Raw genomic sequence first — 26,697 nt, 5'->3', positions numbered from 1 at the left:
GCGATCTCGACGAAGCTCCTGCCATAGCCGGCGACCAGCGAGGATGCGGCCAACAGAGGAGAGTTCCCATGTTCAAGCAGCACATGTTGTCGCGCCTGGTCTGGTCGGGCGCAGTCGTTCTCGGTGCACTGACATTTGCGGCGCAGCCGGCGCTCGCGGGCGAATGTCCTGTCGACAAGATCAAGCCGAACGCGCACCAGATGGTCGACTATAAGCCGGTCGGCGTCACCGACGTCACGCTCGGCGCCATCGACCTCGGCAAGCAGCCGGCGCATATCGAGGGCCGCGAGCTGCGCTTCCGCAAGCTCACCATCGAGCCCGGCGGCATCGTGCCCTGGCACAGCCACGACGACCGTCCTGCCCTGATCTTCGTGCAGCAGGGCGAGATCGTCGAGTACGCGTCCAACTGCGTCGATCCGATCGTGCACAAGGCCGGCGACATCCGCCCCGAGGTATCAGGCACCTCGCACTGGTGGAAGAACCTCGGCAAGGAAACCGTCATTCTCTATGTCGGCGACGTCCGCAGGGACCCTAATGACCACCACATGTGACGCGCGCTTGAACAGGCCGCCGTTCCGGGGCGATGCGTAGCATCAAACTACGGTGCGCAATTTGCGCACCTGGGAACCTCGAGATTCCGAGTCTGGTGCAACGAGCCGCACTTTGCGGTCCCGTCCGCACCAGCCCGGAATGACAGATCAACGGAGAGCCGTGCCATGACCGATCTTTCCGCGTCGATCAAACCGGCCGCGATGACGATGAACGCGCATTCCCCGGGCCTTGCGCTTCGTTCGCTCGTCATCGGCCTCACCGCCTTCCTGACCGTCGTCGATCTCTTCGCGACGCAGGCGATCCTGCCCTCGCTGGCGCGCCATTACGGCGTCACGCCGGCGGCGATGGGCTTTGCCGTCAACGCCAGCACCTTCGGCATGGCGATTGCTAGCCTCGTCGTCGGCTTCTTCAGCCCGCATATCAACCGGCGGACCGGCATCCTGCTCAGCCTCACGCTGCTGGCGGTGCCTACGAGCCTGCTGGCGATCGCGCCAAATCTTGGCGTCTTCACCGCTTTGCGGATCGCGCAGGGCCCGTGCATGGCATCTGCCTTCGCGCTCACCCTCGCCTATCTCGGCGAGCAATGCAGCGCGATGGACGCCGGCGGCGCGTTTGCCGCCTACATCACCGGCAATGTCGCCAGCAACCTCGTCGGCCGGCTGATCTCGGCGGCGGTCGCCGACGGCCTCGGTCTCGCCTGGAATTTCTATTTCTTCGCGGCGCTCAACCTCGCCGGCGCGGCGCTGGTCTATTTCACCATCAGGCGCGTGCAGCCGATGCATGCCATGACGCCGGCGGGCCCGCCGCTTGTCGCCATGATCGCGCATTGGCGCAATCCGCGGCTGCGCGCCGCCTACGGCATCGGCTTCTGCATCCTGTTCGCCTTCATCGGCACCTTCACATTCGTCAATTTCGTGCTGGTCCGGCCGCCGCTGTCGCTCGGCATGATGGATCTGGGCCTCGTCTATTTCGTCTTCCTGCCGTCGGTCGTCACGACGTTGCTCGCCGGCAGGGTGGCCTCGCGGCTCGGGACGCGGCCGACAATATGGGGCTCGCTCGCCGTCGCCGGACTGGGCCTGCCGCTGATGCTGGCACCGCATCTGGGCGAAGTGCTCATCGGCATGGTTCTGGTCGGTGTCGGAACATTCTTCGCGCAAGCCGCCGCGACCGGCTTCGTCGGACAGGCCGCCACCGACAACCGCGGCGTCGCCAGCGGAACCTATCTTGCCTGCTACTTCTGCGGCGGGCTGATCGGCACGGCCGTGCTCGGGCGACTGTTCGACAGTTTCGGCTGGCACGCCTGCGTCGCCGGTGTCGGCGTGGCCCTCGCGGCCGCGGCCATGCTCACATTCGCCCTTAAGCGCTAGCGCTTGACCGGCGCTTCCTGCGGCGGCTCGTCGTCGGCGATCGCGCGCCACGCCGCTCCGTCGAGATCGTCGTACTGGCCGCTCCTGAGCGACCAGAGGAAGGCGACGAGACCGGCGCCTCCGAGCATCAACGCCAGCGGAACCAGGATGACCAGGATTTCCATCACACGATCTCCCGCGAGTCGCTGCGGGCGCGCAGCGAATTCAGCATGACCAGGATCGACGATCCGCTCATGGCGGCAGCGGCAATCAGGGGCGTCACGACGCCGCTGATCGCAACCGGCACCGCGAGGACGTTATAGCCGATGGCAAGCCAGAGGTTCTGCCGCATCAGGTGCAGCGCCTTGCGCGCGGAATCGATCGCGGCGGCGACAGGAGCCAGCGGCCGGCCGAGGAAGACGAGATCGGCGGTGGCCTGGCTGAGATGCGCCGCCGAGATCGGCGACATCGAGACGTGGGCGGCCGCCAGCGAGGGCGCGTCGTTCATGCCGTCGCCGACCATCAGCACTCTTGCACCGCGCCGCTTCAACTCCTCGATCCGCGCGATCTTGTCGGCCGGCGTGACGCCGGCACGCCATTCCGGAATGGCGAGCGCATGGGCCGCGGCCTTCACCGCCGGCTCGCGGTCGCCGGAGAGGATCTCGATGCCGATGTTGCGCGCCTTCAGCGCCGCGATCACGGCCTGAGCGTCCGGACGCAGGCCCTGACGCACCCAAAGGATGAATTTTTCCGCTCCCTTGCTGAAGGCCACGATGGAGGCTTCGGGATCGAGCCTCGTACCGTCGCCGACCAGCGCCTCGGCGCCGCAGAAGGACGGACGGCCAAGGCGGATCTCGGCGCCGTCGACGTCTGCGCGCACACCCTGCCCGGCCTCCTCGACCGCGCCGACGATCGGCGACCTGGCGCCGGCGGCCTGCGCCACCGCGGCGGCAACCGGATGATGGCTCGACAGCGCGAGGCGGCCGGCGAGTTCGAAGATATCGGCGGGAATGTCAGCCGCGTTCATCACTTCGAGGTCGGGCAGCGTCAGCGTGCCGGTCTTGTCGAAGATGACGTGGTCGGCTTCCGCCAGCCGCTCGATCGCATCGCCCGAGTTGAGCAGCACGCCGGACTTGAACATCGCGCCCGAGGCCACCGTCTGCACCGTCGGAATCGCGAGCCCAAGCGCGCAGGGACAGGTGATGATCAGCACGGCAACGCCGGTCACGATCGCATCATGCCAGGACGCACCCGCGATGACCCAGCCCAAAATGGTGATGAGCGCGGTCGCATGCACCACCGGCGCGTAGAGCCGCGAGGCGCGGTCGGCGAGCCGCATGTAGCGCGAGCGCGCCTGGAGCGCGTTGTCGAGCAGCCGCGCGATCTCGGCGAGCAGCGTCGCTTCGGAGGCCGCCGAAACGCGCACCCGCAGCGTACCGGAGATGTTCATGGAGCCGGCATAGACCGGCGTGCCCTGCTCGGCCGTGACATAGAGCGTCTCGCCGGTGATCAGGCTCTGGTCGATCTCGGAACGCCCCTCGATCACCGTGCCGTCGACCGCACAGCGCTCGCCGGGCCGCAGCAGCACGATGTCGCCAGGACTGATCGCAGCGACGGGCACCTGTGAAATCTCGTCGGGCCCGACGAACTTGGCCGCCGTCTCCGCCTTCAGCGCGGCGAGATTGCCGGCGACCGCGCGCGTCCGCCGCCGCATGTTCTGGTCAAGGAAGCGGCCGACCAGCAGGAACGTCAGCAGCATGATCGCCGCGTCGAAATAGGCGTGCTCGGCATGGTGGATGGTTTCGACCACGGACATGCCGAGCGCGAGGATCACGCCGATCGAGATCGGGACGTCCATGTTGGTCGTCTTGGCCGACAGCGCGCGCCAAGCGGAGCGGAAGAACGGCTGGCCGGCATAGGCCGCCGCCGGCAGCGCGATCAGCGCCGACAGCCAGTGGAAGAAGTCGCGCTGCTCGGGCAGCATGTCCGAGACGTTGCCCGACCATACCGGGATCGACAGCATCATGACGTTCATGGTGGCGAACGCCGCAACGCCGAGGCAGCGCAGCAGGAAGCGCGATTCGGCGACCTCGGCCACTTCCGCGCTCTCGGTCTCGAACGGATAGGCCTTGTAGCCGAGCTCTTCGAGCCGGTCGATGAAACGGCCCGGGTCGAGCGTGCCCGCTTTCCATTCCAGCGCGACGCGGCGGTCGGTGAGATTCACGCGCGCCAGCGTGACGTCGGGAATGGCGGACAATCCGCGCTCGATCTTGGCCATGCAGCCGGCGCAGTGAACCCCCTCGACCGCGAGATCGATGTGCTTGATACCCTCGCCCGCGGTCCGGACGTAGTGCGAGAAATCCCGCGTGACGTGCATGCCGACGTCCTCAGTTCAGGATCACGCGGTTGCGCGACAGGAATACGCGCGTCCCCCGCGCCTCGCCCTCGATCACCAGATCCCACTGGCCCGGCGCGACGGAGGCGGCATTGCCGCGATAGATGCCGATGCCTGCCTCCGAGAGCTCGACCGAAAGATCGGCGCGCTTGTCGGTCGGCCGCTCGAGCCGGCCGCCGAACTTCAATCCGGACACCGGCTGGCCGCTGGCATCGCGTGCCTCGACCTGAAGCACGGCGCCGCCATCGGTAGCGCGCTCGATATGGGCGTTGACCTTCCATTTGCGCGCGGCCTGGTCCTGCGCCGCCGAGATCTCGCGATCATAGGTGAGACCCGCGGCATAGGGGCTGTCGACGTCGGTGCCGGGCAGCGTCGCGATCGCGAGCTTCATCATGGTCACGTTGACACCGATCACGACGCCGAAGAAGGCGACCAACATCAGGAAGACTTTTGTTCCGGTCAGCGGCTTGGAGGCCATGGCTGTCTCCTGATCCTAGGGCGCGACGAAATTGTCGGTGGCGGACGCGACCTCGCCCAGCCCGATATCGGTGACGTGGAAGCGAACCGGGATCGACTTCTCGGGATTGGTCTCCGCCGGCGCGGTGACCAGCAGGCGCAGCTCGCTGGTGGAGTCGCGGGGGATCACGATCATCGGACGGTCCGGCGTCACCGAATCGACGCCGATGACGTGAACCGTCAAATTGGCCGGCCCGTTCGCGTCGATCGCGATGACGCGGTCGTAGCCGCTCTTGTTCAGCAGCCGAACCGTGTAGGCGTTGCGGATCGAGCCGTCGCTGAGCTTGACCGCGACCGGATTGCGGTCGTGCAGCACGTTGACGTCGAGCAGGCTGCGCGTCGCCAGCGTGTAGATCATGAAGCCGCCGATGGCCGCGATGATCGCGCTGTAGACCACGGTGCGCGCCCGGACGATCCGATAGATCGGCGCCTTGCCTTCCTGGCGGCGATGGATGTTGATGTCGTTGTCATAGCCGATCAGCCGCTTCGGCCGGCCGATCTTGGTCATCACGTTGTCGCAGGCGTCGATGCAGAGGCCGCACTGGATGCATTCCATCTGCGGTCCGTTGCGGATGTCGATGCCGGTCGGGCACACCGCGACGCACTGGTAGCAATCGACGCAATCGCCGACCTGCTGGCCGAGCGCGCGCAGCTCGGCCGCCTTCTTCACCGAGGTGCGCTTCTCGCCGCGGTCGTAGCGGTAGGTGACGTTGAGCGCCCATTCGTCGGTGAGCGCTGCCTGGATCCGCGGCCACGGGCACATATAGGTGCAGACCTGCTCGCGCATGTAGCCGGCCAGCAGATAGGTCGTTGCGGTGAGGATGCCGATCCAGATATAGGCGATCATCGGCCCCTGGAAGGTCACGAGCTCCTTCACCAGGGTCGGCGCGTCGTTGAAATAGAGCACCCAGGCGCCGCCGGTCCACCAGGCGATCAGCAGCCAGATCGAATGCTTGAGCACGATCTCGGAGATGCGCTCGAGCTTCATCGGGTCGGACGATTTGTCCTTCTTCATCCGCTCGCGGCGGTCGCCTTCGATCAGGCGTTCGACGGCGTAGAACAGGTCGGTCCAGACGGTCTGCGGACAGAGATAGCCGCACCAGATCCGGCCGCCGATGGAGTTCATCAAAAACAGCGCCACCGCAGCGACGATCAGCAGGCCGGTGAAGTAGTAGACCTCCTGCGGCCACAGCTCGATGAAGAAGAAATAGAAGCGGCTGTTGGGAAGATCGATCAGCACCGCCTGGCTGGGCGCGCCAAGGCCGCGATTCCAGCGCACGAACGGCAGGAAGTAGTAAACGCCGAGGCAGAACGCCATCAGGCCCCATTTGATCCGGCGGAACGTGCCGGAGACGCTCTGGGGATAGACCTTCTTGCGGGCTGCGTAGAGCGGCCCGACGTCATCTTCCGATGTGAGGTCTTTCGGGTTCACGGTCTTGTTCATCGCCTGAAACTTTTCGAGGAGGTGCGATTAAACCTAGACCCGACGTCGCCGCGTCCGTTGATCCAGCTCAAACGGGGGCACTTTTGTTCGCCCCCGTTTGCCGCGGATCTGCTATTTTCCACCGCCCAGCGAGTGGACGTAGACCGCCATCGCCTTGATGGTGGAGGGATCCAGCCGCCCTTCCCAGGCCGGCATGACGCCGGCGCGGCCCTGGCTGATGGTTTCGATCAGGGCAGCCTCGTCCGAGCCATAGAGCCAGATCTTGTCGGTCAGGTTCGGTGCGCCCATTTCCTGGTTGCCCTTGCCGCCATCGCCGTGGCAGGCGACGCAATTCTCGACGAAGATCTTCTCGCCCTTGGCGGCGTCGTAACCCTTGCGGGTCGGCAGCCCCGACAGCGACCGCACGTAATTGGCGACCGTGACGATCTCGTCACCCTTCAGCACGCCGTCCTTGCCGAAGGCGAGCATCTGGCCCTCATGCGTCTTGGCGTGGCCGGAACGCGCGCCGAACTGGATGGTCTGCATGATCTGGTCGAGCGTGCCGCCCCACAGCCAGTCGTCGTCGTTCAGGTTCGGGAAGCCCTTGGCGCCGGCGCCGCCGGAGCCGTGGCACGGCGCGCAATTGTCGCCGAACACGGTCTTGCCCTTGGCGCGCGCAAGCGCCAGCAGGGCCGGGTCCTTCTCGACGTCGGCGAGCGAGGCCGCGCCGAGCGCCGCCATCTTGTCGCCCCTGATCTTCTCGAGATTGGCGAGCTCGACCGCGACGTCGGCGCGCGAGGAGTAGCCGAACAAGCCCGTGGTGTTGCTGGAGATCAGCGGCCAGGCCGGATACACGATCCAGTAGCCGATCGCCCAGACGATGGTGAGGTAGAAGCAGATCACCCACCAGCGCGGCAGCGGCGTGTTGAGCTCCTTGATGCCGTCCCACTCATGTCCGGTCGTCGTCTTGCCGGAGACAGAATCGAATTCGCTATGATCGGTCATGGTCTCTCACTCCTCCCGCAACGGCAGGTGTGCTGCTTCGTCGAACGCAGCCTTGTTACGGGGCCAAAATGCGTAGGCGATGATCGCGAGAAAGATCGCGACGAACACCGGCGTCCAGATCGTGGTCACGAGACCGGACGCGAGATTGTCGAGGGTCAGGATGGCTTTCATCGTTGATGCCTTCTCAGCGAAGATTGGCTTTCTCGTTGTAGATCTTGAAGTCGACCAGCGTGCCGAGCATCTGCAGATACGCGATCAGCGCGTCCATCTCGGTCGGCGTGCCGGTCTTGCCGTCGAAGTTGCGCACCACGGCCTTGGCGTAGCGCTTGTTGAAGGCGTCGGCGCCGGCATTGTCCGGATCGGCCTGGGCCTTCAGATCGGCGCTCGCGTTGGCGATCTGGTCGTCCGTGTAGGGCACGCCGACGGTCCTCAGCGTACGCATATGGTCGGCGATGGTGTCCGGATCGACCTCGGTTGCGCTGAGGAACGGATATCCCGGCATCACCGACTGCGGCACGATCGCGCGCGGGTTGGTCAGATGGGTGACGTGCCAGTCGTCGGAGTACTTGGCGCCGACGCGGGCGAGGTCCGGACCGGTGCGCTTGGAGCCCCACTGGAACGGATGGTCGAACATGCTCTCGGCGGCCAGCGAGAAGTGGCCGTAGCGCTCGACTTCGTCGCGCAGCGGCCGGATCATCTGCGAATGGCAGAGATAGCAGCCTTCGCGGACGTAGACGTTGCGGCCGGCGAGCTCCAGCGGCGTATAGGGCCTCACTCCATCGACCTTCTCGATCGTGCTCTTGAGGTAGAACAACGGAGTGATCTCGACGAGGCCGCCGATCGCGATCACCAAGAGGATGCCGACGATCAGGATGATCGAGTTCTTTTCGAAGACTTGGTGGCGTGTCCAGAACGACATTGCTTTAGCTCCTCATTCCGCCGGCTGAAGAGCGACGGGCATCTGGACTTCCGCCTCGCCGACGCGAACGGTCATCCAGAGATTGTAGGCCATGATCAGCGCGCCGATCAGGAACAGCCCGCCGCCGGCAGCACGGATGATGTAGAAGGGATGCATCGCCTCGACGGTCTCGATGAAGGAATATTCGAGGAAGCCGAGCGAGGTGTAGGCGCGCCACATCAGGCCCTGGAGGATGCCGGACACCCACATCGCCGAGATGTAGAGAACGATGCCGAGGGTCGCGACCCAGAAGTGCCAGTTGACGAGCTTCAGGCTGTAGAGGCCCTTGCGATTCCAGGCCCACGGCACCAGGCAATACAGCGCGCCGAAGGAGACGAAGCCGACCCAGCCCAGCGCGCCGGAGTGGACGTGGCCGATGGTCCAGTCGGTGTAGTGGCTGAGCGAGTTGACCACCTTGATCGACATCATCGGGCCTTCGAAGGTCGACATGCCGTAGAAGGCGACGGAGACCACGAGCATGCGCAGCACGGGGTCGGTGCGCAGCTTGTCCCAGGCGCCCGACAGCGTCATCAGGCCGTTGATCATGCCGCCCCAGGAGGGCATCCACAGCATGATCGAGAAGGTCATGCCGAGCGTCTGCGTCCAGTCGGGCAGCGCCGTGTAGTGCAGATGGTGCGGACCTGCCCAGATGTAGAGGAAGATCAGCGCCCAGAAGTGGATGATCGACAGGCGGTAGGAATAGATCGGCCGCTCGGCCCGCTTCGGGATGAAGTAGTACATGATGGCGAGGAAGCCGGCGGTCAGGAAGAAGCCGACCGCGTTATGGCCGTACCACCACTGGAACATCGCATCCTGGATGCCGCCCCAGGCGACGTAGGACTTCGAGCCGAACGCCGAGACGGGAAGCGCGGGGTTGTTGCCGAGATGCAGCACCGCGATCGTCACGATGAAGGCCAGATAGAACCAGTTCGCGACGAAGATGTGCGGTTCCTTGCGCTTGATGATGGTGGCGAGGAAGACGAGCAGATAGACCACCCAGACGATGGTCAGCCAGAGATCGGCGTACCATTCCGGCTCGGCATATTCCTTCGACTGGGTGACGCCGAGCAGATAGCCGGTGCCCGCGACCAGGATGAAGAAGTTGTAGCCGACCACGACGAACCAGGGCGCGAGATCGCCGGCAAGGCGCACGCGGCAGGACTTCTGCACGACGTAGAAGGATGTCGCGATCAGCACGTTGCCGCCGAAGGCGAAGATCACGGCAGAGGTGTGCAGCGGACGCAGGCGGCCGAAACTGATCCAGGGCAGATCGAAGTTCAGCGCAGGCCAGGCCAGCTGCGAGGCGATGATGAGGCCGACGAGGAAGCCGGCAATGCCCCAGAACATCGCCATGAAGGAGGAGAACTTGATCGGCCCCATGTTGTAGTTGGGACGGCCGTTGATCTCCGCCGGCGGCAGCGCCGCCGGGCGCTCGAAGTAGCGGTTGACGATGCAGAACACCGCCGCCACGCTCGCCGCCGCGCTGAGCGCGGCGTGGAAGGCGAAGGGCGCGTCGAGCGCCTTGGCCGCGGCGATCACGCAGAGGAAGGCGGTGGCTGCGAACACGACAGCCAGGCCGCTTTCACCGATGGTCATGGATTTGGAGATGGAGGGCTGGCTCATGCGGATTCTCTCTGAAAGAACACAGCGCCAGAAACCACATTCACCCTCGCGGGGAATTGATTGAAATCAAGATAGGTGGATTTCTGTTAATGTGAGGCTTTCGCGGATCAGAGAGCCATATCAATCGCCTGCGGCCGGCGCCGCGCGCGCGGCGACCGATCGCTTCCGTGAAATCACGGAGTTTGAAATCGCGGGAACTGGAGACCCCGTCAGTCGCGCGCGGTCGCCTTGAGCGCCGCGATGACGTCCTCGCGGGCGATGATGCCGACGAGCTTCTGCGCGCCGTCGAGCACGATGATGCTCCTGATGCGGTGCTCGACCATGATCTGGAGCACGCGCGTCAGCCGCGTGTCGGGGCTGACATAGATGAACTCCGGCGTCATGACGTCGCCGATCTTGCGGCTCATCAGGTCATGATAGCGCGGCAGCATCTGGCTCGGCGTGAAGGCGAAGCATTTCAGGATGTCGAACTTGGTGACGATGCCGACCACCTGTCCGTCGTCCTCGACCGGATAGGAGTTGAAATCGTCGCGCTCGAACATCTCGCTGAGCTCGAGCATGTCGATGTCACGTTGCACCGTCTTGACGTTGCGCGTCATGTAGCCGTCGACGGTCTGCTCAAGAAATCTGTACACGGCGCGTCCTCCTCGAATAGCTTTTGGCCGAACGGCCGTCAGTGCGACAGCAACACGCTACGGGCGGATTGAGTGACCAGATACTGGGTGACGCCTCCCAGGATCAGCTCGCGAAACCGCGAATGTCCATAGGCGCCCGCAACGATCAGGCCGGCTCCGACGTCGCCGGCGACCTGCTCCAATTGCGCGGCGGCGGGTTCGTCTCCCGCAGCCTCCGAGACGCGCGCGGTCGCGGTGACGCCGTGACGGGCGAGCCAGGCGGCAACGTCGGTGACGCCGGCCATCACAACCGAGCGGTCGTCGTCGCGCTCCGGAATTGCAGCGATGGTGACGTCCCTCGCCTTGCGCAGCATCGGCAGCGCGTCCGCCACCGCCCGCCGTGCCTCCGGCGTATCCTTCCAGGCCACCAGCACGCTGCGCAGGTCGAGCCAGTTGGCCCCATCGGGGACGACGAGAAGCGGGCGGCCGGCCTGCATCACCAGATCCTTGGGGCTTGCGAGCGCGAAAGCGTCGGAGAAGGCCGGGCTCTGCCCGCCGCTGACGACGATGTCGGCGCAGCGCGCCTGCGCCAGGGCGAATCGCGCCGGAAAATCCATGGCGCTGCGCCACTCGGCATGCCCGCCGCGATTCCTGGTGGCCGCGCGGAATTGCGCCTCCAGAGCCGCCAGCCGTCGCCTGACGGACGCTTCGCCCTCGTCGATCAGTCCCTGGGCGGCGGCGCCGTCGGTGAAATAGAGCGGCGGGGCGAACTGCGCCGCGGCAACCCCGACGATGGCGGCCTCGAATCGCTCGGCGAGCTCGCCCGCGACCTGAAGACGCGCCTCGTTGGACTGGTCGAGCGCCAAGCTGACCATCACGGTCGCGTATGTCATTAGAATTCTCCGGGCAATGAACTGCTATGAAATCTAGCTGTGCCAGCGCGAGGCAGGATGAGATAGATCAAACCGTCGCCCACCCGGGACCACCGGCATTACGCCAATGGAATCAAACATCCGAACTTGCCTCCGGCCCGGGCTTGAGCGAAATTACCGCCGTGGTTGCGGCACCTGGGCCCGTGGCACGAGAATGGGAGTGACACCTTGGCGCCGACCCGCGTAACGCATCCGCCGGATGACGGCCGGGGCGAGCATTTCCGGGTCAGGATCGAGGGATTCGGCGTCGGCACCTGGGATCTCGACCTCAAGACCTGGGCGCTGGACTGGTCGGATACCGCGCGGACCCTGCTCGGAATCGGGCAGGACCAGCCGGCGAGCTACGACCTCTTCCTGTCACGCCTCGAGCCCGACGACCGCGAGCGCGTGGAGAGCGCGATCAAGCGCGTCTCCGAACGCGGTGGCGGCTTCGACGTGTCCTTCAGGGTCGCCGGCACCTCCAACGCAGGACAGTGGATTCGCGCCCGGGCCGGACTCATTCGGGACGAAGCCGGCACCGCCCGCCATCTCAGCGGCATCTTTCTCGATATCGACGAGGAGAAGCAGGTCGAGGGTGCGCTCCGTACCCGCGAGACCCACCTCCGCTCGATCCTCCACACAATTCCCGACGCCATGATCGTCATCGACGGCCACGGCATCATCCAGCTGTTCAGCACCGCCGCCGAGCGCCTGTTCGGCTGGTCCGAGCTCGAGGCGATCGGCCAGAACGTCAACATCCTGATGCCGGAGCCCGACCGCTCCCGGCATGACAGCTACATTTCGCGTTACCGCACCACGAGCGATCCCCACATCATCGGCATCGGGCGCATCGTGACCGGCAAGCGCCGCGACGGCACCACCTTCCCGATGCACCTGTCGATCGGCGAGATGCAGTCCGGCGGCGAGCCCTATTTTACCGGTTTCGTCCGCGATCTCACCGAGCACCAGCAGACCCAGGCGCGTCTCCAGGAACTGCAATCCGAGCTCGTCCACGTCTCCAGGCTGAGCGCCATGGGCGAAATGGCGTCCGCGCTCGCGCACGAGCTCAACCAGCCGCTGGCGGCGATCAGCAACTACATGAAGGGCTCGCGGCGGCTGCTTGCCGGCAGCAGTGATCCGAACACACCGAAGGTCGAAAGCGCCCTGGACCGCGCCGCCGAGCAGGCGCTGCGCGCCGGCCAGATCATCCGGCGCCTGCGCGACTTCGTTGCCCGCGGCGAATCGGAGAAGCGGGTCGAGAGTCTCTCCAAGCTGATCGAGGAGGCCGGCGCGCTCGGGCTTGCCGGCGCGCGCGAGCAGAACGTGCAGCTCCGCTTCAGTCTCGATCCGGGCGCCGATCTCGTTCTCGCCGACCGGGTGCAGATCCAGCAGGTCCTGGTCAACCTGTTCCGCAACGCGCTGGAAGCGATGGCTCAGTCGCAGCGACGCGAGCTCGTCGTCACCAACACCCCCGCCGCCGACGACATGATCGAGGTCGAAGTGTCCGACACCGGCAGCGGTTTCCAGGACGACGTCATTCCGAACCTGTTTCAGACTTTCTTCACCACCAAGGACACCGGCATGGGCGTGGGACTGTCCATCAGCCGCTCGATCATCGAAGCTCACGGCGGGCGCATGTGGGCCGAGAGCAACGCATCGGGCGGGGCGACCTTCCGCTTCACCCTCCCGGCAGCCGACGAGAATTGATGCATGACGACCAAGGGACATATCTACGTCATCGACGACGACGCGGCGATGCGGGATTCGCTGAATTTCCTGCTGGATTCTGCCGGCTTCGGCGTCACGCTGTTTGACGACGCGCAAGCCTTTCTCGACGCCCTGCCGGGTCTCTCCTTCGGCTGCGTCGTCTCCGACGTGCGCATGCCGGGCCTTGACGGCATCGAGCTGTTGAAGCGGATGAAGGCGCAGCAAAGCCCCTTTCCGATCCTCATCATGACCGGTCACGGCGACGTGCCGCTCGCGGTCGAGGCGATGAAGTTAGGGGCGGTCGACTTTCTGGAAAAGCCTTTCGAGGACGACCGCCTCACCGCCATGATCGAATCGGCGATCCGCCAGGCCGAGCCGGCCGCCAAGAGCGAGGCCGTCGCGCAGGATATCGCCGCCCGCGTCGCCTCGTTGAGCCCCAGGGAGCGCCAGGTCATGGAAGGGCTGATCGCCGGCCTTTCCAACAAGCTGATCGCCCGCGAGTACGACATCAGCCCGCGCACCATCGAGGTGTATCGGGCCAACGTCATGACCAAGATGCAGGCCAACAGCCTTTCGGAGCTGGTTCGCCTCGCGATGCGCGCCGGCATGCTCAACGATTGAGCCAAGTCAAGGCCCTTGCCGGATGCTGTGCTAGCCATGCAGCATGATCGAGGTCAGTTCACATCACGAGCGGCTGCCGTCCTCCACAAAACCCACCGTCTTTGTGGTCGATGATGACGCCGCAGTCCTGGGATCCCTGCGGTTCCTGCTGGAAACCGACGGCTTTGCCGTGCGGACCTTCAGGAGCGGCACGGCGCTGCTCAATGCCGGCGGCGCGCCCGGGGCCGACTGCTACGTGATCGACTACAAGATGCCCGACATCAATGGAATCGAGCTCGCCAGCCGCCTGCGTAAATCGGACGGCGAAACGCCCGTGATCCTGATCACCGGCTATCCGGACGAAAACATCTCGACCCGGGCCGCCGCGGCCGGCGTAAAAGACGTGGTTTTGAAGCCGCTTCTCGACGAAAACCTGCTCAAGCGTATCCGCCGCGCCATCCAGGACCGGCCTCGGGCATGACCTACGGGGTTCTACGTAAGGCACCCCCCTTAAGATATCGCTCGAAATTTTCGAACCTCCCGATACCGCGTACCAATGCGTCATCACAACGGAGATGGCGCAGATGCTGACCCAGACACTCAAGACCCAGGTGATCAACACCCAAATCGGTGGCAAGATTGCCCCGCCCCATCAGGTGTCCGACCAGTTCGGTGCGATCACGGGCCATGTTGGCCTCGTCGCCACCGAATTCTCCTACCGCAAGGACGAGGAGATCTATGGCGAGGACGAGCCGGCCGAATATGTCTACCAGGTCGTCACCGGGGCCGTGCGCAGCTACAAGCTTCTCTCCGACGGCCGCCGCCAGATCGGCGCCTTCCATCTTCCCGGCGACGTGTTCGGCCTCGAATCCGGCCCCAGCCACCGTCTTGCCGCCGAAGCCATCATCGACACCAGCGTGCGCCTCGTGAAACGCTCGAGCCTCGAGAAGGCCGCCGGCATCGACGTGCAGGTTGCCCGCAAGCTCTGGGCGATGACCGCCGGCGAACTTCGCCACGCCGAGGATCACATGCTGCTGCTCGGCCGCAAGACCGCGATGGAGCGCGTCGCGACCTTCCTGCTCGAAATGGACCGCCGTCTCGCCGTTGCCGGCATGATGGCGCTGCCGATGTGCCGCCGCGATATCGGCGACTATCTCGGCCTCACCCTCGAAACCGTGTCGCGCGCGCTGTCGCAGCTTCACACCCAGGGCATTCTCGGCTTCTCCGGCGCCCGCCAGATCGTGCTGCGCAACCGCCAGCGCCTGCACAATCTCGACGCCTGATCGTCTTCCTCCCCACCCACTTGGCCGGCCGAACCCGTTTCGGCCGGCCATTTCTTTTGCGGTTCAGAGCGTGGTGCGCCGGGTCTCCGGCATCACGAGGAGGATCAAAAGGAGCCCTGTCGCGGCAACGCCGGACAGGCCGATGAAGGCGGTGGCGTTGCCGAACTTGTCGCTGACATAGCCGCCGAGCGCCGTGCTCAGCGACGCACCGATCCCGGTCGCGGTGCCGACGATGCCCTGCGCCAGATTGAAGTGACCGCTGCCGAAGGCGACGTCGGCGACGATCAGCGGAATCATCACCGCGAACACCGCCGCGGTGATGCCGTCGAACACCTGCACCGCGACCAGCAGATATGGATCGCGCACGGTCGCGAACAGCAGGCCGCGGATCACCAGCGCGCCGAATCCGATCAGCAGCAGCGGCCTGCGGCCCCACGCTTGCGCCTTGCGCCCGACGGTTGGCGACAATAGCGCCACGATCGCCTGCGGGACGACGATGCAAAAGGCGACCAGCACCGTCGCCCACTGGCTCGACCGCGCCGTCACCGCGCTCGCCATCAGCGGCATCATCGCGGCGTTTGCGAGCTGCAACAACAGCACACTGAGCGCGAAGACGATCAGCGGCCGCTGCCGGATCAGATGCCAGACATTGGTGTCGCCGCGATCCTGCGCCTCGCGCGGCATCTCGCCGTGGCAGCGCGCGATGTCGACCTCCTCCTCGCGGATGCGCGACAGCGCGATCAGGGTGGGGATCGCGAGCAGGAACGTGACCAGGAAGACCGAGCGGCTCGACAGCAGATAGCCGGCCGTGCCCATCACGGCGGCGGCAACGCCATTGCCGAGGGAGGCAAACCGCGCGTTGCGGCCGAGCCGCTCGCCGATCGCGAGCGGACCGACGAGGCCGAGGCTGATCGCGGCGATCGCCGGGCCCAGCACGCAGCTCGCCGCCGCATGCAGCGTCGCGGCGGTCACGACCACGGGGAAGATCGGCATGGCGGCATAGGCGAGCGCGCAGCCGCCGATGGTCGCGATGGCAAGGGCGGCGACCAGCCGCTCGGATTTTGCCGCGTCGATGATCGCCCCGCCCGGCATCTGCCCGATCAGGGCGACGATGCCGCCAATCGACAGCACGAGGCCGATCTGGCCCTGCGTCCATTTCTCCGTCGTCAGATAGACCGCGATGAAGGGACCGAAGCCGGTCTGCACGTCGGCGAGGAAGAAGATGAACCAGTCGAGGCCGCGCAGGCTCCGGCGCGACGGTGCCGGAAGACCTGCGGCCGACGGCGCTGCAACGTTGTCCTGTTCAACGCCGCGAGCGCGATCCTCGGCTGCTTGGTTCGGCTTTCTCGACAACAGCACCGGCGGCCATCCCTCCCCGCGCCTCACTGAATCGCTTGCAGCGGTTGCAGGCTCCCGGATGCGCCGAGCACCACCATCGGCGTGTCTTCCTTGTATTCCGGCGCGGCCGCAACCTGCGCCTTGGTCAATTCCAGCGTGATGCTGTCCTTCTTGTTGGCGATCTTGCCGAACCGCATCGCGTTCCAGTCCACCACGATCTTGCGGCTGCCGACGCCGAGGAAGCCGCCGAAATCGATCACGGCGGCACGCACGTGCCCGCTCCGATCGACGATGACGTCGACGATGCGGCCCATGTCCTCGTTCGCGGCGCTGAGCACGTCGCGGCCGAGCACGCCGTGCGCATCGCTCGCGCCGATGATGGTCACCGACGGCGGCGGCGCGGCATCCTTCGGCGTGACTTGCACCGCCGAGGCCGGCGGCTGGGCCGTCGCCGGCGCGTTCGCTTCGCTTCGCGGTGTACTTGGCGCCACGGGCTGTTCCTCCGCGGCACGCGATACCGCGACCGTCCATCCCGCGACGATCGCGACGCTCAAGGCCAACCATCCGGCGGTACGCATGAACCCTCCTCGCGGCGCGCCGTCAGCGCGCCAGCACGATCGACACCTGGATCTGTCCGCGCGTGCGCAATACCTCCAGCGCCACGTCTTCGCCGTGGCGGCTGACGCGCAGGTCCACGCTGGACTCGCCCAGACGCAGATCGCGCACGATGACCTCGTTCAGAAACGCCGGCAGATGCGGATTGCGCAGGCGGATCTCGCCGCGCGCCACGTCGAACTCGATGCCCAGCGCCGCCTCCAGCAGCGTGAACGGCGTCGCGCTGGCCCAGGCTTGCGGCGCGCAGGCGACCGGATAGAGCGTCGGGCCGCGCCGCTTCTCGCGCCGGAAGCCGCAGAACAATTCGGGCAGCCGGCGCAGATCCATGTAGGTCGCGGCGTCGAACAGCCCCTTGAAGACATGCGCCACCGAATGCTTGAGCCCGTAGCGCGCGAGCCCGAGCGCAATCAGCGCGTTGTCGTGCGGCCAGATCGAGCCGTCATGATAGGACATCGGATTGTAGCGCACCTCGCCCTGCGCGACCGTGCGGATGCCCCACCCCGAGAAGAAATGCGGCTGCATCAGGTCGGCGGCGACGAGACGGGCGCGGTCCTCGCGGATCATGCCGCTGAACAGGATCTGCCCGGCATTCGAGGTCCGCACCTTGCAGGGCCGTTTGTCGCCGTCGAGGGCAAGCGCGTAGGTGCCGAGCTCCTCGCACCAGAACGCCTGCTCGAAACGCGCGGCCAGCGCCTTGGCCTCGGCCTCGAGCTTGCGCACGCGGTCCGGCTTGCCGAGCCGCAGCGCGCAACGCGCGGCAAGCTGCTTGGCCGCGTAGACGTAGCCCTGGACTTCGGCGAGGGCGATATTGCCCTCCGCGAGCCGGCCGTCGGCATGGAAGATCGCATCGTAGGAATCCTTCCAGCCCTGGTTGGCCAGCCCCTTCTCGGTCGCGCGCTGGTATTCGACGAACCCGTCCTGATCGGGATCGCCGGGACCGTCGATCCACGCCAGCCCCGCCTCGATCGCGGGCCACAGCTCGATCAACGTGGCCGCGTCGCCGGTGCGCTCGAAATAGCTTCCGGCGAGCAGCACGAACAAGGCGGTCGAATCCACGCTGCCGTAGTATTGCGAGAACGGCACCTCGCGCAGCGCCGCCATTTCGCCGCCGCGCATCTCGTGCAGGATCTTTCCGGGCGCGGCATCGGCGAGCGGATCGATCGCCTTCGCCTGGAAATGCGCCAGCCGCCGCAGCACGCCCTTGGCGACCCGCGGGTCCACCCAGAGCATCTGGAGCGCCGTGATCAGGCCGTCGCGGCCGAAGGTCGTCGAGTACCAGGGAATGCCGGCATAGGGATAACGGCCCTGCGGCGTCTCCGTCATCAGCATGTTGAGGTCGGCCATGGCCTGGCACAGCACCTCGTTGAAGATGTTGTTGGAGGTCTCGATGCTGGCCGCGCCCATGGTCGAGTGGCGCATCTCGCGGCGGTGGGCCAGCAGACCCCTGAAGAAGCGCGTCGGCTTCTCCGCCACCGGCCGGTTACAGGACGCAGCCACGAACAGCGATTTCGACTGATGCGGTTCGAGCTCGAGCTGCCAAGTGGCGGCGTTGACGGACAGTCGCGTCGGACGCGGGTCGAAATGCAGGCCGGTGGTGCGCTCGGCATCGTCGAGGCCACGATATTCGAACAGGACGTCGGTCGGCCCGAGCAGGCGGCTGGCGCCGGTCCCGCGGCGCGGGCGCCGCTCGCCGCGGACCTCGAACAGATCGGCAAAATCATTGTCGAACAGCAGCGTCAGCTCGAAGCCGGCCGGCCGGTCGCCGTGGTTCTGCACGCCGATGCGCTGATAGGCGGTGCCGCGCCACAGGAAGATCGTGCGCACGATGTGCAGCAGGTCCTTTTGCAGCGCGAGGCCGCCCTGACGGTAGATGTCGGGGTTGGTGAGATCGACGGTCAGCGCCGAATTGTCGTCACGCAGGTTGGAGCCGAGCAGCAGGGGCTGGAGATCGTCGAGCACGAGCTCCAGCCGCGCGAGGTAGCGCGTGTCATGGTGAAACAGGCCGTCCGGCCCGCCGGCCGATGCACCGATGTCGCCATGGCTGTCGAGCACGATGAAGGTGTCGTCGTGCTTGAGCGAGCGCCGCGGCCGCGCCGACGGCCCCGTCATCGGGATATAGAACGGCTGCTCCGCGACCTGCTCCACGGTCCGCGCCACAGAGACGAACTTGGTGACGACTTCGGCTGCCATGAGCTGCTCCCCTGCGCCTGTTTGGAAACGCAACCAACGCGAACGCGACTGTCGGGTTTACGCGGCGGCTTGCGCGAGCCGGCTCATTTCCTGCGTCACCAGCTCCCGATAGGGCCCATGGCCCTGCATCAGACGCTCGGGCGAGCCGTCCTCGATGATCTTACCACCCTTCAATACGATCACGCGGTCGAAATTGCGCAGGGTCGCGAGGCGGTGCGCGATCGCGATCACGGTGCGGCCACGCATCAGGCGCGTCAGCGCCTCGCGGATCGCCTCCTCGGATTCGCTGTCGAGCGCCGCGGTGGCCTCATCCAGCAGCAGGATCGGCGCGTCCTTCAGGAAGGCCCGTGCGATCGCGATGCGCTGGCGCTGACCGCCGGACATCTTGACGCCGCGGTCGCCAACCATGGTGTCGAGACCTTCCGGCAGGCTATCGATGAAATCGCAGCGCGCCGCGATCGCCGCGCGCAGCACCTCGTCGTCGGTCGCGTTCGGCCGGCCGTAGCGGATGTTCTCGCGAATGGAGCGGTGGAACAGGGAAATGTCCTGCGGCACGACGGAGATCGCTTCACGCAGGCTGAGCTGGGTCACCATCGCGATGTCCTGGCCGTCGACGGTGACGCTGCCTTCGTCCACGTCGTAGAAGCGCTGCAGCAGCGTGAACAGCGTCGACTTGCCGCCGCCGGACTGGCCGACCAGGCCAACGCGCTGGCCGGGCTGGAGCCGCAGGCTGAACCGCTCGAAAATCTTCTCGCCGCCGGGATAGCCGAAGGTGACGTTGTTGAACGCGATCGCGGCGCCGCTCTTGACCAGCGGCTCGGCCTCGGGGTGATCGCGCAAGTCGTGCGGCACCAGCAGCGTCGCGATCGCCTCGGTCAGGCGCGCGACATGCTGGGTCACGTCGACCAGCGCCACGGCGAGGTCGCGCGTCGCGTTGAGAATGGACAGGCCGAGGGTGCAGACCAGCACGACGTCGCCGGTCGTCGCCTCACCGTCCTGCCAGAGCGTGATCGCCCAGGCCATCAGCGCAATGGTGAGCACGACGGTCACGCCGGCATGCGTGAGCCGCAGCTTCTCCAGATAGCGCAGGCTGCGGCCGCGCGCGGTGAGTTCCCGATTCACGGTCGCATCGAACCGCTCGTGCTCGTGGCTGATGCCGCAGAAGGCCCGGACCAGCGGCATGTTGCTGATGACGTCGATCATCTCGCCGTCGACGACGGCGGCCTTGTCGGCAAAGTCGTCATGCAGCGGCTTGCCGGCCGCGGCCAGATGGAACATCGCAATCACCATGCCGCCCGCGACCACGATCAGGCCGAGCGCCATGTAGGGACTGACGGTTCCAATCAGCATGATTGCCGCAATTGTGGCAATGCACGGCGGCAGCACGTTCCAGACGAACATGTTCTCGACCGTGAACACCGCGTTCGATGTTGCCGTGATACGGCTGGTCAGCATGCCAGGCATACGATCGGAGAAGTAGCTCGGCGCGTGTCCGGTCAGATGGCGAAAGATGTCCCGGCGCAGATCGCCGGTGACGCGAACGAACGTAAAGCTCGCCGTCCAGCTCGCGATCCGCCACAGGAAGTTGTCGGCGGCGATCAGCGACATGAGCAGAATGAATGCCAGCCATACGCTGCCGCCATGCGCGGTTCCCGCCGACAGGCTGTCGACCAGGGATTTGACGCCATACTGCGTGCCTACCGAGCAGGCAACGGCTGCAACAACAGCGGTCAGGATCACCAGGTGCGAGGCAAGCCGTCGCCGAAGATAGCGCAAGACAAAGGCAAATGGCCTGCGCGCGTATCCAGAAAGATGATCCATATGGCTATCGCCCCGTCGTGTTGATTAGCGTTTTTTTGTACCAGCCGACTGAACATCGACCGCTTCGCCCGGGTTCCGGGCCAGGCGATCACGACATGCGGATGCGGACGATCTGCGAAGAGGAGATGGCAGCATCGAGACAGGCGCGCGATGTGTCGAATATGTAACGTTTGTTGAGAGGAACTTCGCAAGTGCGGGAACGTTCCCTTCGCTGGCATGGCCGGTGCCGTACAGGTTGGGGGTTTCCAACGTTCATGATCGCAGAGGAGAAGGCGAGATGCGCATCGCGCAGGTAGCTCCGTTGACGGAGGCTGTTCCACCCAAGCTGTATGGCGGCACCGAGCGGGTGGTGCATTGGTTGACGGAAGAGCTGGTGGCCCTGGGACATGACGTGACGCTGTTCGCCAGCGGCGACTCGCAGACGTCGGCGAAGCTGGACGCCCTCTGGCCGCGGGCGCTTCGCCTCGACGGTTCCGTGCGCGATCCCAACGCGCTGCACATGGTGCTGCTCGAGCGCGTGCGGCAGAAATGTGACGACGAGGAGTTCGACTTCCTCCACTTCCATCTCGATTATTATCCGTGGTCGCTGTTCCACCGGCAGCCCACACCGTTCCTGACCACGCTGCACGGCCGGCTCGACCTGCCGGAGCATCAGCCGGTGTTCAACATCTTCTCCAAGATGCCGGTGATCTCGATCTCGAACGCCCAGCGGCGGCCGGTGCCGCAGGCGAACTGGGTGACGACGATCCATCACGGCCTGCCGGAGAACTTGCTGACGCCGAAGCCGGCCAGGCAGGAATATCTCGCCGTGCTCGGCCGCATCGCGCCGGAGAAGGGCGTCGACCGCGCCATCAAGATCGCGACCCATTGCGGCATCCCGCTGAAGATCGCGGCCAAGGTCGATCGCGCCGACCAGGATTATTACGACGAGCTGATCCGGCCGATGATCGCGAACAATCCGCTGGTGGAGTTCATCGGCGAGATCAGCGATCACGAGAAGTCGGAATTCTTGAGCGGTGCGCTCGGACTTCTGCTGCCGATCGACTGGCCCGAGCCGTTCGGCCTCGTGATGATCGAAGCCATGGCCTGCGGAACGCCGGTCGTCGCCTTCAACCGCGGCTCGGTGCCGGAGATCATCGACGAGGGCCTGACCGGCTTCGTCGTCGAGGACATCATCAGCGCCGCCGGCGTCGTCAAGCGCCTTCCGCAACTGGACCGCGCGGCGATCCGCAAGCAGTTCGAAAAGCGCTTCACGGCTCGGCGAATGGCGCTGGACTATCTCGCGGCCTATCGCAGCCTGACGGAAGCGCAGGCACCGAAGATCAAGCTGGTGAGCAGCGCGGAGTAGCACTTCTACGCCGCTGCCAGTCGAAGTGCCCTCTCCCCTTGTGGGAGAGGGCTGCGACAGCCAAGCCTCAAACTCGTTTGGGTGAGGGGTTGCCTCCACACCCGAAGGCATTCCCGCGGAAAGAGACCCCTCATCCGGCGCTTCGCGCCACCTTCTCCCACAAGGGGAGAAGGGAAGAACGGAATCAACGGCGCACTCGCCTACCCCACCACCGCCCGCTTCGGCTCCACGATCTCGAACATGCGTGGAAACTCGTCCATCAGGCCCATCAGCTCGGCCAGCCGCATCGGGTTGCCGGCGAGCTGGACCTTGCCGGCGGCGACCGCCTCCGGAAAGCTCGTCAGCTTCGCGATCACCTCGTCGAGCGTCGCGCGCGCCAGCGTGAAGCTCGCGTCGGCGTTTTCCGCCTGCACGCCCTCGCTATAGGTGAGCGCGCAGTTTTCCAGGTTGAGCACGAAGATCTCGCCGGTGTCGGAGAAGCGCCAGTTCAGCACGATGTGCTTGCCTTCCGCCTTCGGGCCGTTGAGGCGGATACCGAGCACGTCCCAGAGCTGCTCGGTGCGCAGCGCCGCCAGCGTCTCGCGCGGCATCGGCGGGCGCGGTGGGGCCTTCGGCATGCCCTGGCGCAACTCCTGGGCGCCGAACAGATAGGCGTTGCGCCAGGTCGCGCTCTCGGCGGCGTAGCCGAGCTGCTCCAGCGTATCGGCCAGCAGGTGACGTGCCGCCGCGTTGTCAGGCTCGGCGAAGACGAGATGGCCGAGCGCCTGCGCGACGAAGCGGAATTCGCCCTTGTCGAAGTCCGTCCGAGCGCGCGCGAGAATCGCGTCGGCGCCGCCCATGTACTCGACATATTTCTTGCCCGAGGCGACCGGCGGCAGCGGATCGAGATTGACCGGATTGGCGTCGTACCAGCCGAGATATTTCTGGTAGATCGCCTTCACATTGTGGCGAATGTGGCCGTAATAGCCACGGCCGTGCCAGGCGCCCTCCAGGCTCTTCGGCAGCTGGATCGTTTCGGCGATCTCGGCGGCGGTCAGGCCATGGTTCATCAAGCGGATGGTCTGGTCATGCGCGAACTTGTAGAGATCGCGCTGCTGCCGGATCATGATGCCGATGCGCTCGCGGCCCCACACCGGCCAGTGATGCTGGCCGCACATCGCCTCCGCCTTGCCGTCCCACAGCCGCAGGGCCTCGCCCAGGTATTTCGACCAGGCCAGCGCATCGCGCACGTCGGCGCCGCGGAACGGCAGCAGATTGTGGAAATTGTGGGTGCAGTTTTCCGCGAGGTTCAACAGCTTGTAGCGCGGAATGAAGAAGTGCATCTCCGCCGGCGCCTCGCTATTCGGCGCCATCTGGAATTCGAATTCGACGCCGTCGATCACGCGCCTTTCGCCGGTCGCCATGATCAGATCGGTCGGGCGCAGCAGCGCGACCGAACCCGCCGCCATCGACTTGCCGAGCCCGCAATCGACCTGCCCACGCACGCCCTTGGCGAGGAACGGGCCGAACTGATATTGCGCCCGGCGCAGCATTGCTGGCCCCGCGATGATGTTCTCGGAGACGGCGTGCTCCATGAACAGGTTCGGCGCGATGATCGGCACGGCACCGGTAGCCAGCGCATCCTCCTCCAGCACGCCGCGTGCGCCGCCCCAATGGTCGGTGTGGGTATGGGTGAAGATGACGGCGGCCACCGGCTTCATGCCGCGATGCCTGAAATAGAGATCGAGCGCGGCGCGCGCGCCTTCGATCGAGGTCAGCGTGTCCACGACGATGACGCCGCTGTCGCCCTCGATCAGCGTCATGTTGGCGATGTCGAGCCCGCGCACCTGGTAGACGCCGGGCACCACCTCGAACAGCCCATGCTGCATGTTGAGGCGCGACTGCCGCCACAGGCTGGGATTGACCGTGGGTGGCGCTTCGTCGGCCGAGAGAAAGCCGTAGGGCTCGAGGCTCCAGACCGTCCGCCCCTGCGGGTTGGTGATCGCCGCATTCTCGATCGTGCCGAGAAAGCCGCGCGCGGCATCGTCGAAATCCCGCGCGTCGGAAAACGGCAGCGCATTCAGCATCGCCGTTTGCTGCGCGATGACGGACGGCGTCGCGTCCTTGGGCGAGCGGCTGAGTTCAGTCATTTTGGTTTCCTCCGGCCTGTTGCGCGCATCTAACCGCATCTCGCGGGTGATTGCCATCATTGGCGGAGGCCGCACAGGCGTCCTTCTCTTCTCCCTTGTGGGAGAAGGTGGCGCGAAGCGCCGGATGAGGGGTTGTCTCCGCAAACTCACTTGTGATGGGGACTCGCGGTGAGAACCCCTCACCCGGCTTCGCTTCGCGAAGCCGCCCTCTCCCACAGGGGGAGAGGGACCGAATTCGCCGCCCTCGCTAATGCATCCCCAGCACCCGCGGCAGCCACAGCGTCAAATCGGGCCAGTAGGTCACGATGACGAGGAAGCCGAGCATGGTGATCAGCCACGGCAGCACCGCGACCGCGAGCTCGGTTATTCGCATTCGCGCGATCATCGAGGCGACATAGAGGTTGAGGCCGACAGGCGGATGGCAAAGGCCGACCTCCATGTTGACGTCCATCACGATGCCGAAATGCACGAGGTCGATGCCGAGCTTCTTGGCCGCCGGCGCCAGGATCGGCGCCATGATCAGGATGATGGAGTTCGGCTCCATGAAGTTGCCGGCGAGCAGCAGCAGCACGTTGACCACCAGCAGGAAGCCGACCCAGCCGAGGTTCTGCGCGGCGATCCAGTCGGCAAGCGTCGCCGGCAGGTTCTCGTTGGAGAGCACGAAGGAGAACAGCACCGCGTTGGTGACGATGTAGAGCAGCATCGCGCTGGTGTTGGCGGCACGGAGCAGCACCCGCGGCACGTCCTTCAGCCCGATGGCCTTGTACACGAACACCGCGATGACGAAGGAGTAGACCGCGGCCATCGCCGCCGCCTCGGTGGCGGTGAACAGGCCGCTGTAGATGCCGCCGATGATGATGACGACCAGCATCAATCCCCAGATGCTCTCGCGGAAGGTGCGGACGGTCTCGCCCCAGCTCGCCTTCGGCATCCGCGGATAGTCGCGCTTGCGCGCGAGCCACCAGGTGACGATACAGAGCATCGTCGTCAGCATGATGCCGGGCAAGAGGCCCGCGACGAACAGCGCGCCGATCGAGGTATTGGTCGAGACGGCGTAGACGATCTTCGGGATCGACGGCAGCATCAGGATGCCGAGGGAGCCCGCGACCGTGATGATGCCGGCGCCGAAATGCATGGGATAGCCGTGGCGGACCATCTCGGGCAGCACGATCGCGCCGATCGCGGCGACGGTCGCGACGCTCGAGCCGCAGACCAGCGCGAACATCGCGCAGGCGACGATGCCGGCAAGGCCGAGACCGCCGTGCCAGTGGCCGATCAGCGAGGTCGCGAAATTGATCATGCGGCGCGCGACGCCGCCATGGGTGAGGAAATTGCCGGCGAGGATGAAGAACGGGATCGCCATGATCTCGAAGCCCTCGATGCCCGTGAAGAGCTTCATCGAGACCGCCTCGATCGGCACCGTGGTCAGCGTGAACAGGAACGTCATCACGGTGAGGCCGAGCGCGATCGAGACCGGGATGCCGGTCAGCATCAGCGCGATCAGCAGCGCGAAGACGGTCGCGGCCCGCATCCAGTGCGGCAGCAGCACCACGCCGAACTTCTCGGCGAGGCACATGGCGAAGATCAGGATCGGCGCCAGGATCAGGATGACGCCGAGCGGCGACACTTTTCGCGCGGCGGCTTTGGTCTCGGCGCCGGCGGGCTGCGGATGCAGCGCGGGCGAGACGTCGGCCTCCACGCCTTCGACATGAGTCTCGTCGTGGTGCGGCAGCTCGCCGGTCCAGTAGTAGAACCATGAGACCTGGAGGAAGCGGAAGCACATCAGGCCGGAGCCGAGCGGGATCGCCAGATAGACGAACCACATCGGCGCTTCCAGATCGTTGGACTGCTGCCCAGTGTGGAACATCTCCTTCACGAAGGAGGCGCCGAAGGCGGCGATCATGCCGGTGAACAGCGCGCCGCACAGCAGCGCGAACAGGATCACGTGCTTGCGCGAATGTTCGGGCAGGCGGTTGACGAGCAGGTCGACGCCGACATGGATGCCGGTGCGCACGCCATAGGCCGCGCCGAACTTCGCCATCCAGATGAACATGTAGATGCAGAGTTCCTGCGCCCATGACAGGTCGAGCTCGGACAGGAAGGTGAACACCGTCATCGACAGCGTCGCGAGCCAGGTCATCCCGTGCGCGGTCGCCCAGCGCGACAGGACAATCGACTCGCCCGCGCCATAGCGATGCATGACCGCGATGAAGATCAGGCCGGTTGCGGCCGCAATGAGCGTCGCGATCAACCATTCTTCGAGATGATTAAGCGCCTGATTGAGCACGCGAAGCAAATCAAGGTCCCCCTACCGATGCGAAAC

Annotated in this window: 23 protein-coding genes and 1 pseudogene; 7 read left to right on the top strand and 17 right to left on the bottom strand. The window is 65.6% G+C overall.

Annotation, left to right across the window (positions count from 1 at the left end):
• Nucleotides 1-68 precede the first annotated feature (68 nt).
• The gene (locus BJA_RS13750) at nucleotides 69-551 is read left to right on the top strand and encodes a cupin domain-containing protein (RefSeq protein WP_011085556.1); all 483 of its coding nucleotides are present in this window, start codon (nucleotides 69-71) and stop codon (nucleotides 549-551) included.
• 165 nt (nucleotides 552-716) lie between these two features.
• Nucleotides 717-1,919, top strand: a complete 1,203-nt coding sequence (locus tag BJA_RS13745) for an MFS transporter (protein ID WP_011085555.1) — start codon at nucleotides 717-719, stop codon at nucleotides 1,917-1,919.
• Here the strand turns inward: BJA_RS13745 and ccoS are convergent.
• The 10 genes from ccoS to BJA_RS13695 all read right to left on the bottom strand — a co-directional run bounded on the left by ccoS (nucleotide 1,916) and on the right by BJA_RS13695 (nucleotide 11,325).
• Nucleotides 1,916-2,083, bottom strand: a complete 168-nt coding sequence (gene ccoS / locus BJA_RS13740) for a cbb3-type cytochrome oxidase assembly protein CcoS (RefSeq protein WP_008138466.1) — start codon at nucleotides 2,081-2,083, stop codon at nucleotides 1,916-1,918. The genes BJA_RS13745 and ccoS overlap by 4 nt on opposite strands.
• Entirely contained in the window at nucleotides 2,083-4,275 is a 2,193-nt protein-coding gene (locus tag BJA_RS13735) for a cation-translocating P-type ATPase (RefSeq protein ID WP_011085554.1), read from the bottom strand. Before BJA_RS13735 ends, ccoS begins: the two co-directional genes overlap by 1 nt.
• Nucleotides 4,276-4,285: 10 nt before the next feature.
• Nucleotides 4,286-4,771 (bottom strand): FixH family protein, encoded by a 486-nt coding sequence (locus BJA_RS13730; RefSeq protein WP_011085553.1) that lies wholly within the window; start codon nucleotides 4,769-4,771, stop codon nucleotides 4,286-4,288.
• Between the two features lie 15 nt (nucleotides 4,772-4,786).
• Complete coding sequence (gene ccoG, locus BJA_RS13725; protein WP_011085552.1) at nucleotides 4,787-6,253, bottom strand: cytochrome c oxidase accessory protein CcoG; 1,467 nt, start codon at nucleotides 6,251-6,253, stop codon at nucleotides 4,787-4,789.
• A 111-nt stretch (nucleotides 6,254-6,364) separates the two neighbouring features.
• Nucleotides 6,365-7,237 (bottom strand): cytochrome-c oxidase, cbb3-type subunit III, encoded by an 873-nt coding sequence (gene ccoP, locus BJA_RS13720; RefSeq protein WP_011085551.1) that lies wholly within the window; start codon nucleotides 7,235-7,237, stop codon nucleotides 6,365-6,367.
• 6 nt (nucleotides 7,238-7,243) lie between these two features.
• Nucleotides 7,244-7,408 (bottom strand): CcoQ/FixQ family Cbb3-type cytochrome c oxidase assembly chaperone, encoded by a 165-nt coding sequence (locus tag BJA_RS13715; protein ID WP_015687703.1) that lies wholly within the window; start codon nucleotides 7,406-7,408, stop codon nucleotides 7,244-7,246.
• A gap of 13 nt (nucleotides 7,409-7,421) precedes the next feature.
• A complete protein-coding gene (gene ccoO, locus BJA_RS13710) occupies nucleotides 7,422-8,156 on the bottom strand; it encodes a cytochrome-c oxidase, cbb3-type subunit II (protein WP_011085549.1) in 735 nt (244 codons plus the stop codon).
• Between the two features lie 12 nt (nucleotides 8,157-8,168).
• Complete coding sequence (gene ccoN / locus BJA_RS13705) at nucleotides 8,169-9,818, bottom strand: cytochrome-c oxidase, cbb3-type subunit I (RefSeq protein ID WP_011085548.1); 1,650 nt, start codon at nucleotides 9,816-9,818, stop codon at nucleotides 8,169-8,171.
• A 209-nt stretch (nucleotides 9,819-10,027) separates the two neighbouring features.
• Entirely contained in the window at nucleotides 10,028-10,453 is a 426-nt protein-coding gene (locus tag BJA_RS13700) for a CBS domain-containing protein (RefSeq protein WP_011085547.1), read from the bottom strand.
• Nucleotides 10,454-10,491: 38 nt separating this feature from the next.
• On the bottom strand, nucleotides 10,492-11,325 hold the full coding sequence (locus BJA_RS13695) for a universal stress protein (protein ID WP_011085546.1): 834 nt from the start codon (nucleotides 11,323-11,325) through the stop codon (nucleotides 10,492-10,494).
• 207 nt (nucleotides 11,326-11,532) lie between these two features.
• Here BJA_RS13695 and fixL point away from each other — a divergent pair, with 207 nt between their 5' ends.
• The 4 genes from fixL to BJA_RS13675 all read left to right on the top strand — a co-directional run bounded on the left by fixL (nucleotide 11,533) and on the right by BJA_RS13675 (nucleotide 14,933).
• Nucleotides 11,533-13,050: a sensor protein FixL gene (fixL, locus tag BJA_RS13690; RefSeq protein WP_011085545.1), complete on the top strand. Its 1,518-nt coding sequence runs from the start codon at nucleotides 11,533-11,535 to the stop codon at nucleotides 13,048-13,050.
• A gap of 3 nt (nucleotides 13,051-13,053) precedes the next feature.
• Complete coding sequence (gene fixJ, locus BJA_RS13685; RefSeq protein ID WP_011085544.1) at nucleotides 13,054-13,671, top strand: response regulator FixJ; 618 nt, start codon at nucleotides 13,054-13,056, stop codon at nucleotides 13,669-13,671.
• A gap of 43 nt (nucleotides 13,672-13,714) precedes the next feature.
• Entirely contained in the window at nucleotides 13,715-14,131 is a 417-nt protein-coding gene (locus BJA_RS13680; RefSeq protein ID WP_011085543.1) for a response regulator, read from the top strand.
• A gap of 103 nt (nucleotides 14,132-14,234) precedes the next feature.
• Nucleotides 14,235-14,933, top strand: coding sequence for a helix-turn-helix domain-containing protein (locus tag BJA_RS13675; RefSeq protein WP_028174758.1), 699 nt, complete (start codon nucleotides 14,235-14,237; stop codon nucleotides 14,931-14,933).
• Nucleotides 14,934-14,996: 63 nt separating this feature from the next.
• Here the strand turns inward: BJA_RS13675 and BJA_RS13670 are convergent, their stop codons facing one another.
• Genes BJA_RS13670 through BJA_RS13655 form a run of 4 tightly spaced genes read right to left on the bottom strand, consistent with a single transcriptional unit; the run spans nucleotide 14,997 to nucleotide 20,897 of the window.
• Entirely contained in the window at nucleotides 14,997-16,292 is a 1,296-nt protein-coding gene (locus tag BJA_RS13670) for an MFS transporter (protein ID WP_038965827.1), read from the bottom strand.
• Between the two features lie 23 nt (nucleotides 16,293-16,315).
• Nucleotides 16,316-16,849, bottom strand: a complete 534-nt coding sequence (locus tag BJA_RS13665) for a PRC-barrel domain-containing protein (protein WP_028174756.1) — start codon at nucleotides 16,847-16,849, stop codon at nucleotides 16,316-16,318.
• Nucleotides 16,850-16,871: 22 nt separating this feature from the next.
• Nucleotides 16,872-19,076 (bottom strand): amylo-alpha-1,6-glucosidase, encoded by a 2,205-nt coding sequence (locus BJA_RS13660; protein WP_011085539.1) that lies wholly within the window; start codon nucleotides 19,074-19,076, stop codon nucleotides 16,872-16,874.
• Between the two features lie 57 nt (nucleotides 19,077-19,133).
• Nucleotides 19,134-20,897 (bottom strand): ABC transporter ATP-binding protein, encoded by a 1,764-nt coding sequence (locus BJA_RS13655; RefSeq protein WP_011085538.1) that lies wholly within the window; start codon nucleotides 20,895-20,897, stop codon nucleotides 19,134-19,136.
• A 277-nt stretch (nucleotides 20,898-21,174) separates the two neighbouring features.
• Here BJA_RS13655 and BJA_RS13650 point away from each other — a divergent pair, with 277 nt between their 5' ends.
• Complete coding sequence (locus BJA_RS13650; RefSeq protein WP_028174754.1) at nucleotides 21,175-22,245, top strand: glycosyltransferase family 4 protein; 1,071 nt, start codon at nucleotides 21,175-21,177, stop codon at nucleotides 22,243-22,245.
• A gap of 200 nt (nucleotides 22,246-22,445) precedes the next feature.
• Here the strand turns inward: BJA_RS13650 and BJA_RS13645 are convergent, their stop codons facing one another.
• The 3 genes and pseudogenes from BJA_RS13645 to BJA_RS43825 all read right to left on the bottom strand — a co-directional run.
• Nucleotides 22,446-24,374 (bottom strand): alkyl/aryl-sulfatase, encoded by a 1,929-nt coding sequence (locus BJA_RS13645; RefSeq protein ID WP_038965832.1) that lies wholly within the window; start codon nucleotides 24,372-24,374, stop codon nucleotides 22,446-22,448.
• Between the two features lie 247 nt (nucleotides 24,375-24,621).
• Nucleotides 24,622-25,905, bottom strand: a complete 1,284-nt coding sequence (locus BJA_RS43830; protein ID WP_028174752.1) for a TRAP transporter large permease — start codon at nucleotides 25,903-25,905, stop codon at nucleotides 24,622-24,624.
• Between the two features lie 243 nt (nucleotides 25,906-26,148).
• Nucleotides 26,149-26,490, bottom strand: a pseudogene (locus BJA_RS43825) (TRAP transporter small permease); the annotation flags it as partial.
• Nucleotides 26,491-26,697: the final 207 nt, after the last annotated feature.

The sequence above is a fragment of the Bradyrhizobium diazoefficiens USDA 110 genome, from assembly GCF_000011365.1.
In the GTDB taxonomy this organism is placed as follows: Bacteria; Pseudomonadota; Alphaproteobacteria; order Rhizobiales; family Xanthobacteraceae; genus Bradyrhizobium; species Bradyrhizobium diazoefficiens.
The sequence above is the reverse complement of the archived record's forward strand: the minus strand, read 5'-3'. Positions and strand labels throughout refer to the sequence as shown.